6 protein-coding genes are annotated in these 6,021 nt (G+C 40.4%); 2 read left to right on the top strand and 4 right to left on the bottom strand.

Annotation, left to right across the window (positions count from 1 at the left end; genetic code table 11):
• The first annotated feature begins 389 nt into the window (after window positions 1-389).
• Window positions 390-971: a Uma2 family endonuclease gene (locus tag JGK22_RS04125; protein ID WP_293196437.1), complete on the top strand. Its 582-nt coding sequence runs from the start codon at window positions 390-392 to the stop codon at window positions 969-971.
• A 75-nt stretch (window positions 972-1,046) separates the two neighbouring features.
• Here JGK22_RS04125 and JGK22_RS04120 read toward each other — a convergent pair whose 3' ends face one another.
• Entirely contained in the window at window positions 1,047-2,417 is a 1,371-nt protein-coding gene (locus tag JGK22_RS04120) for an ATP-binding protein (RefSeq protein WP_293312393.1), read from the bottom strand.
• Between the two features lie 214 nt (window positions 2,418-2,631).
• Between JGK22_RS04120 and JGK22_RS04115 the strand changes: the two genes are divergently transcribed.
• The gene (locus JGK22_RS04115) at window positions 2,632-4,641 is read left to right on the top strand and encodes a polymorphic toxin type 44 domain-containing protein (RefSeq protein WP_293196433.1); all 2,010 of its coding nucleotides are present in this window, start codon (window positions 2,632-2,634) and stop codon (window positions 4,639-4,641) included.
• Window positions 4,642-4,788: 147 nt separating this feature from the next.
• On the opposite strand, the gene JGK22_RS04110 is transcribed toward JGK22_RS04115, so the two are convergent.
• From JGK22_RS04110 to JGK22_RS04100, 3 genes are all read right to left on the bottom strand, one after another.
• Window positions 4,789-5,007 carry a type II toxin-antitoxin system HicA family toxin gene (locus JGK22_RS04110; RefSeq protein WP_293196431.1) on the bottom strand — a complete coding sequence of 73 codons (219 nt, stop codon included), beginning with the start codon at window positions 5,005-5,007 and terminating at the stop codon, window positions 4,789-4,791.
• The gene (locus tag JGK22_RS04105) at window positions 5,007-5,252 is read right to left on the bottom strand and encodes a type II toxin-antitoxin system HicB family antitoxin (RefSeq protein WP_293196429.1); all 246 of its coding nucleotides are present in this window, start codon (window positions 5,250-5,252) and stop codon (window positions 5,007-5,009) included. Before JGK22_RS04105 ends, JGK22_RS04110 begins: the two co-directional genes overlap by 1 nt.
• Before the next feature lie 137 nt (window positions 5,253-5,389).
• Window positions 5,390-5,947 (bottom strand): hypothetical protein, encoded by a 558-nt coding sequence (locus JGK22_RS04100; RefSeq protein WP_293196427.1) that lies wholly within the window; start codon window positions 5,945-5,947, stop codon window positions 5,390-5,392.
• Window positions 5,948-6,021 lie beyond the last annotated feature (74 nt).

The raw sequence follows: 6,021 nt of genomic DNA, 5'->3' as shown, positions 1-6,021 counted from the left end.
CAACTCCCGTGGCTTTGGTTGCTCCTTCCATCAACGGTTAATTTTTAACTCTTGATTGACAAAAAGCGCTCCTAGAAATAGGGGCGCTTTTTGTTTGGGGAAAAATAATTTTGGGAACGATCAGACTCGGCGGTTGAAACCGCGTCTACACAAACAAAGTCTGCCTCCGCAGACTAAAGAATAGAATATTAGACTCGGCGGTTGAAACCGCGTCTGCATAAACAAAGTCTGCCTCCGCAGACTAAAGAATAGAATATTAGACTCGGCGGTTGAAACCGCGTCTACACAAACAAAGTCTGCCTCCGCAGACTAAAGAATAGAATATTAAGATAGACTCCAAGTTTTGGAAGTCGTATATTATGGAAGAGCGATCGTAAAAGGTAAGTCAAATGGTTGTCGCAATTTCTAAAGCAGGATTGGGTACAGGTGCGGCTTTCCTGTCAAACGTGACATGGGAGACTCTGGAAAAGTTGGATGCAGATTTGGCGGAAACAGGGGCGCGTTTAACTTATTTGGATGGGTGTTTAGAAATTATGGCTCCTTTATCTGATGCTCATGAAGAACCTAAAAATACTTTAGGTCAGGTTTTAGAAATGTATATGCGGACGAAAGACATTCGTTTCTATGGGCGCGGTAGTACAACTATCGGGATGAAGGAGTTGGGTGCACGGAAAGAACCAGATGAGTCTTATTGTTTGGGTACGCGCAAGTCGGTTCCAGATTTGGCGATCGAGGTGACAGTGACAAGTGGTGGAATTGATACGCTGGAAATCTATCGTCGGGTGGGTGTGCAGGAGGTTTGGTTCTGGGAGGATGGGGTAATTTCGGTTTATTGTTTGCGCTCTACGGGGTATGAGTTGGTTAGTAAGAGTGAACTTTTGCCGGAGTTGGATTTGCGATCGATCGAGTTTTATTCGCGGATGGCGGATCAATATGATGCGGTGAATGCTTTTGTGCGATCGATGATTTAACAAACCCGGCGGTTGAAACCGCGTCTACAAAAACAAAGTCTGCCTCCGCAGACTAAGAAATAAATGGGTGGAATGTTACTTGGATTGAATATATTCTTTAAATACAGGATTAATCTGAAATTGCGATCGCCCTCCTACTAACATTTTTTGCACTAAGCCACGCCGCGCTAAAGATTGTATGGCTTGCCACAATTGCGATCGGGATAATTCACTATCTGCTGGTGCGTGGGAAATATCTACCGCATCATCTTGACTTGCTAACCAGTAGAACGCCTTTTTTTCCGAGTCTGATAAACGCTCTAGGTGAGATTCTAAAAGGGGTTCTAAGTCACCTAAAAATAAATCTGTTCCATCCGCTAAAAACAGGGAAACGCTACCATCAAATAATTCCCAAATTGTTGCAGCGATGATATTTAGCCAGGAAGGATGTCCTTGATAAAAGGCGATCAAGTCTGACCATTTTTCCTCATCAGCTAATCCTTTTTCTCTGATAATTTCTGCGGCTTGTTCTCCTAAGCCTTTGAGGTGTAATGTTCGTGCGGGTCGGTTTAGTGCTTCTAAAGCAGTAATTTCTCTGGGTTTTTCCCAACTGAGGAGGATTAAACAACTCTGATGAGAGGATGTGGCAATTTGTTTGAAAAATTTGCCGTAATCTTCATAGCCTGTTAAATATTGACCTGCTAATTGACTGCTACTAAAAATATTTTGTACGTCATCAAGGATTACTAAACAGCGAGAGGATCGGAAATAATCGATGATTGTGGGTAATGGGGGTTGTGGCGATCGCCCAAAAAATTGCTTGAGTTCGGTTTGGAGGCTTAAAAGTGTGGGTGTGTTGGTGAGACTTAACCAAATAATATAATCAAATTCGGTTTGAATTTGTTCGATGAGTTTGAGGGCGATCGCGCTTTTGCCAATTCCACTTAAGCCGTAGACGGTAATCAGGCGGGTGTGGGCTTGTAATATCCATTGTTTGAGGGTGGAGAGTTCTGAGGTGCGATCGTAAAAGCTGGTTAATTCGGGTGCGTCTGTTAAATCGATTATTGGGGATTGATTTTGGGGAGAGTCGGGGGGAAAGGGCGATCGCTCTTTAGTATCTTCTGCATCTTGCCTTTTTTCACTACAAATATTGATATGACTATTAATGTAACCAACAATCTGTGAACCATTATTGTTGTAAATATTAGATAATGCTTTTCTTTCTAAAATAGAGCGAACATTCATCTTATTGATATCTTCTCCTAACACATCCGATATAGTCTGCCATAATTCCGAAGCTATATTTTTAACATGGGACTTACTGCGATGGCAGGTTCTCGCAATTTCTTCATATTTTAATCTTTGCCAAGCGCCTTCTAAGATAGCCGTTTGCACAGAGTCGAGGCGTTTTCCAGTTTTGGTAAATACAACGTCATCCGTCCAATGTAAGAGTTCCTCAGTAGTCATAGATTGAGTTAGGGTTGAAGTCTGGCTTAAGATTATCTTAATTTATCATACTTTTCCGTACCTTGACAACGTAATCATACCTGATCACCTAGAAAATCAAAAAACTCCTGACTTTATCGTACTTTTTAGAGTTGTAATATTTTTTTTTGCGTAATAAACTAAGCTGAATGAAGCAAGACTTACCATCCTTAATAAAAGTATTACTTGTCATATCATGTTTGAACTATCTAAAGTTTTTGATACTGGCTACTATTCCAAAATGAATCCTGATTTACAAGCGGCAGGGTTAGTAAATCCAGAACAATTATTGAACCAGTTCCGTCAGTTTGGTGTCAATGAAGGGCGGAGCTTTTCGCCTTATGTTGACTTGGATTTTTATGCCGCAGTGAATCCAGACTTAGCGGCTATCGGTTTGAAAAATCCCAAAGAGTTACTTGACCATTTAATTACTTATGGCATTAATGAAAAACGTCGCTTCTCTCCCAAGGTTGATTTAAACTTTTATGGTGCTGCTAATCCAGACTTAAAGACAGTCGGACTGACTACAGGGGAACAGTTGTTCGATCACTTAATTAATTATGGCGCAAAAGAAGGAAGACAACTTATTACCTCTGGTTCTTCACCATCTCAAGGTATTCCAACTAACACGGGATTATCTCCGTCACCCAACGTTCCTCAAATACCTGTTCCACCTGTTCCTTCTTTCATATTTGCGGATTTTGTTGCTAGCAGTAGTCTTTCAAGCAAACTATCTAGCAGTTCTTTAGAATATGATATTAATGGAATATTAAGCACAGGCTTACAAAGTGCGATCGCTCAACTAAAAAAGTTTGTTAATGAGCCTGCTTTTTCTGAAAAGATGACTATCGCTTTTGGAGAAAGAATTGATTTAGAGTCGGCGACATCTTTAATTCAAAACTTATCTAATGGTCAATTTTCACCTCAAATTGAGATTCTTTCACTTAAAGATATCAATGGCAATAATGGCGCTTTTGATGTTCTAACAAATACAATTTACATTTCTGAAGATTTCCTGCTGCAAAATGCCAATAATCCAGACGCGATCGCTAGTGTCCTTCTTGAAGAAATTGGTCATTCCATTGATTTTCGTGTCAATGCGATCGATGCTGTAGGTGATGAAGGAGAAATTTTTTCAGCTTTGGTTCGAGGTACTACTTTGAGTCAGAGAGATGTTGTAGCTTTAAAGTCTGAAAATGACCAAGTTACTATCAGTCCCAATGGACAGTCTATTTTAGTTGAAACATCAGCCTCAGCGTGGACAACTACTGTTTGGGACTGGAACTGGAATAAACTAGGCGACACTACTTTGTTTAAACGTAATGATGGATTAAATGGTGTGAATGTAGACTGGGGAACCGGATCTGTGGCGGGACGTTCGGACTATTTTATCGCTGGAATGTGGAATTACTCTTACTTTGATGCCAATACAACCTATAATTTTCGTGTCAAAGCAGATGATGGATTTTCTTTATTTGTGAGTTCGGATGGTAAAAACTGGAAGAATTTTATGAATCAATGGGAGTTTGCTTACAAAGAAAATAACAATTACCAGACTTTCAAGGACTATCCTTTTAGACCTACCACCAGTGGGTATCATTATGTTTTTGCTTATGTTTATGAACAAGAGCGTGATGCGTATTTTGATCTTTCTTGGGATAATGGATTGGATAATAATCGCAGCGATTTGAATTATGCAAACGGTGATACAACGCTTCAATATATGTACGAAGAGATGAGAAATAATGCTTCAAGTGATTATGTTAAGAACATAAAAAACTTTAAAGATCAATGGTCGAATCCTTATGCTCAAAACATAGCTTATGGTCTGTGGCGAGATAAAGTGTCTGATGGTCAAGAATGGGATCACAAGCCCAAATTAGAGTCTGATTTAAATTTGAAAGGTACAAATTATGGTTATCTTGTCTGGGGAAATAGCGATCGAGAGTTCTATTACGATATCTGGTCAAATATTCACTACGGTTACGTTGGAAAAGCGGCCGGCTATTCTGACTGGGAGTTACAAGTTTTTTCAAGTATAAATGATTTAGGTAAACGCAATGTAGACTTTAAGGATACCAACGCAATCAAGTTAGGCATTGAGTTATGGAATGAAACAGGCGGTAATCCAAATAATTTAACACCTGAAAAATTGCGACAAAAAGTGATTAGCAAGGCATCCGAACTTAACACAATTAATCTCTAAAAAAACGATAATAATTGCTCTTTATAGCTAATTTTTAGCTTGAAATAACAAGAGTAGAAGAAGGGCGATCGCCCTTCCCGTACCATCCCCAGTCCCAGAAGAAGCGCGATCCTTTTATTTAATATAATTGACAAAACCCTCTCAACTTTAGAGGTGCTCCCAATCACTAATATCAACTTTAGCCTGTCGCAAAATCTTAGCTAAAAAGTTGGGACTGATATCACCTTGATGAGGATTGGGGATGGTAATGCGAAGGTTATCTTTCAACATGAACTGATGCCTTTTTCCCGAATAGGGGCCGTCAAATCCCAGTTGTTTCAGGTAATAAATTAAGTCTCGACGTTTGATTGGTTTTAAAGGGGGCATCAGGCAACATCTTTGGTAATTGTAAGGTCGATATTATCGAGGACGGGTAAAGGAAGATTCAGGGTGAGACTAAGTAAAATCCAGTCTTCTAATACCTCTTGCAATTCTTCTCGACAAGCTTCGAGACTTACAGCATTTGCATAGACTCCCTCACAGATGGGAATTTCTCCGTAAAAAGTCCCATCATTAGGGAAAATTTCATACTTAGCTTGCTTCATGGCAGCTTGGATGTAGTTAGTTAACATATTAAAGCACTTTCCTTATTAGCAATACAACGAAAGAAAATCACGCCGTTTCCATTGAGATTACGATCGACTAAAAAATTCATGGCTGAGACTTAAGTTTGGTTTTGGCTGCTTGAAGTTTTGCTCGAATAGATTCTTCACCAGCTTTGGGTGGTTGGGCGGCAATCCCTGCACTGTAGTGGTCGAAAACTCTGCACAAAATTCAGCCAGCGATCGACTTTATTGCCAGTAATGTCTAAAATAGGGATAGAACGAGTCCTTGATATTGGCCGCCCAGCCTCCTCCTGAGAATATTCGATCGCACTACGCTCTGGTTTGCCTAAACCGTAAGTATTCGCAATATCTCCAGCCAACTGACAGGTGATTCTGAATGTCCCCATGCTAATTCTGCCATTTCCGGCCCTGTACTCCCAATCTCTAAAGCCAGCCCTAGGTATCTCCTGGCAATCAGCATAGGTCACCTCAAACATCTTAGCAATATGCACGTCATAGAGGCGCAACTGACCCCCACAGGCAGATTTTGTGGTGTCCGTCTCTGACACCGTAAGGGTATAGGTTCCTTCCCCGTGTTGCAGTCTCATCGGAACCTTTGTCTGGGCGATCGCCCCCGGTATCCGCTGAATGACGGTGACATATCCCCAACTCATAGTAATAGCGGTCAAGCTGGTGAGGAATAATTCTTTCGCGCCTCTCATTTATCTCTTAAAAGCTATAGCCTACTTGTAGCATATATTTAATTTTACTATAACTGTAATCTTTAATAAAAATT

The sequence above is a fragment of the Microcoleus sp. PH2017_08_TRC_O_A genome (genome assembly GCF_020738665.1).
Lineage (GTDB): Bacteria > Cyanobacteriota > Cyanobacteriia > Cyanobacteriales > Microcoleaceae > Microcoleus.
Note: the sequence above shows the minus strand (reverse complement) of the source record. Positions and strands in the feature narration are given on the sequence as shown.

Bases quoted from the DNA above. Each gene is read 5' to 3' on its own strand.
- JGK22_RS04115 (WP_293196433.1), top strand. From the start codon at position 2,632: ATGTTTGAACTATCTAAAGTTTTTGATACTGGCTACTATTCCAAAATG.
- JGK22_RS04120 (WP_293312393.1), bottom strand. From the start codon at position 2,417: ATGACTACTGAGGAACTCTTACATTGGACGGATGACGTTGTATTTACC.
- JGK22_RS04125 (WP_293196437.1), top strand. From the start codon at position 390: ATGGTTGTCGCAATTTCTAAAGCAGGATTGGGTACAGGTGCGGCTTTC.
- JGK22_RS04100 (WP_293196427.1), bottom strand. From the start codon at position 5,947: ATGAGAGGCGCGAAAGAATTATTCCTCACCAGCTTGACCGCTATTACT.
- JGK22_RS04105 (WP_293196429.1), bottom strand. From the start codon at position 5,252: ATGTTAACTAACTACATCCAAGCTGCCATGAAGCAAGCTAAGTATGAA.
- JGK22_RS04110 (WP_293196431.1), bottom strand. From the start codon at position 5,007: ATGCCCCCTTTAAAACCAATCAAACGTCGAGACTTAATTTATTACCTG.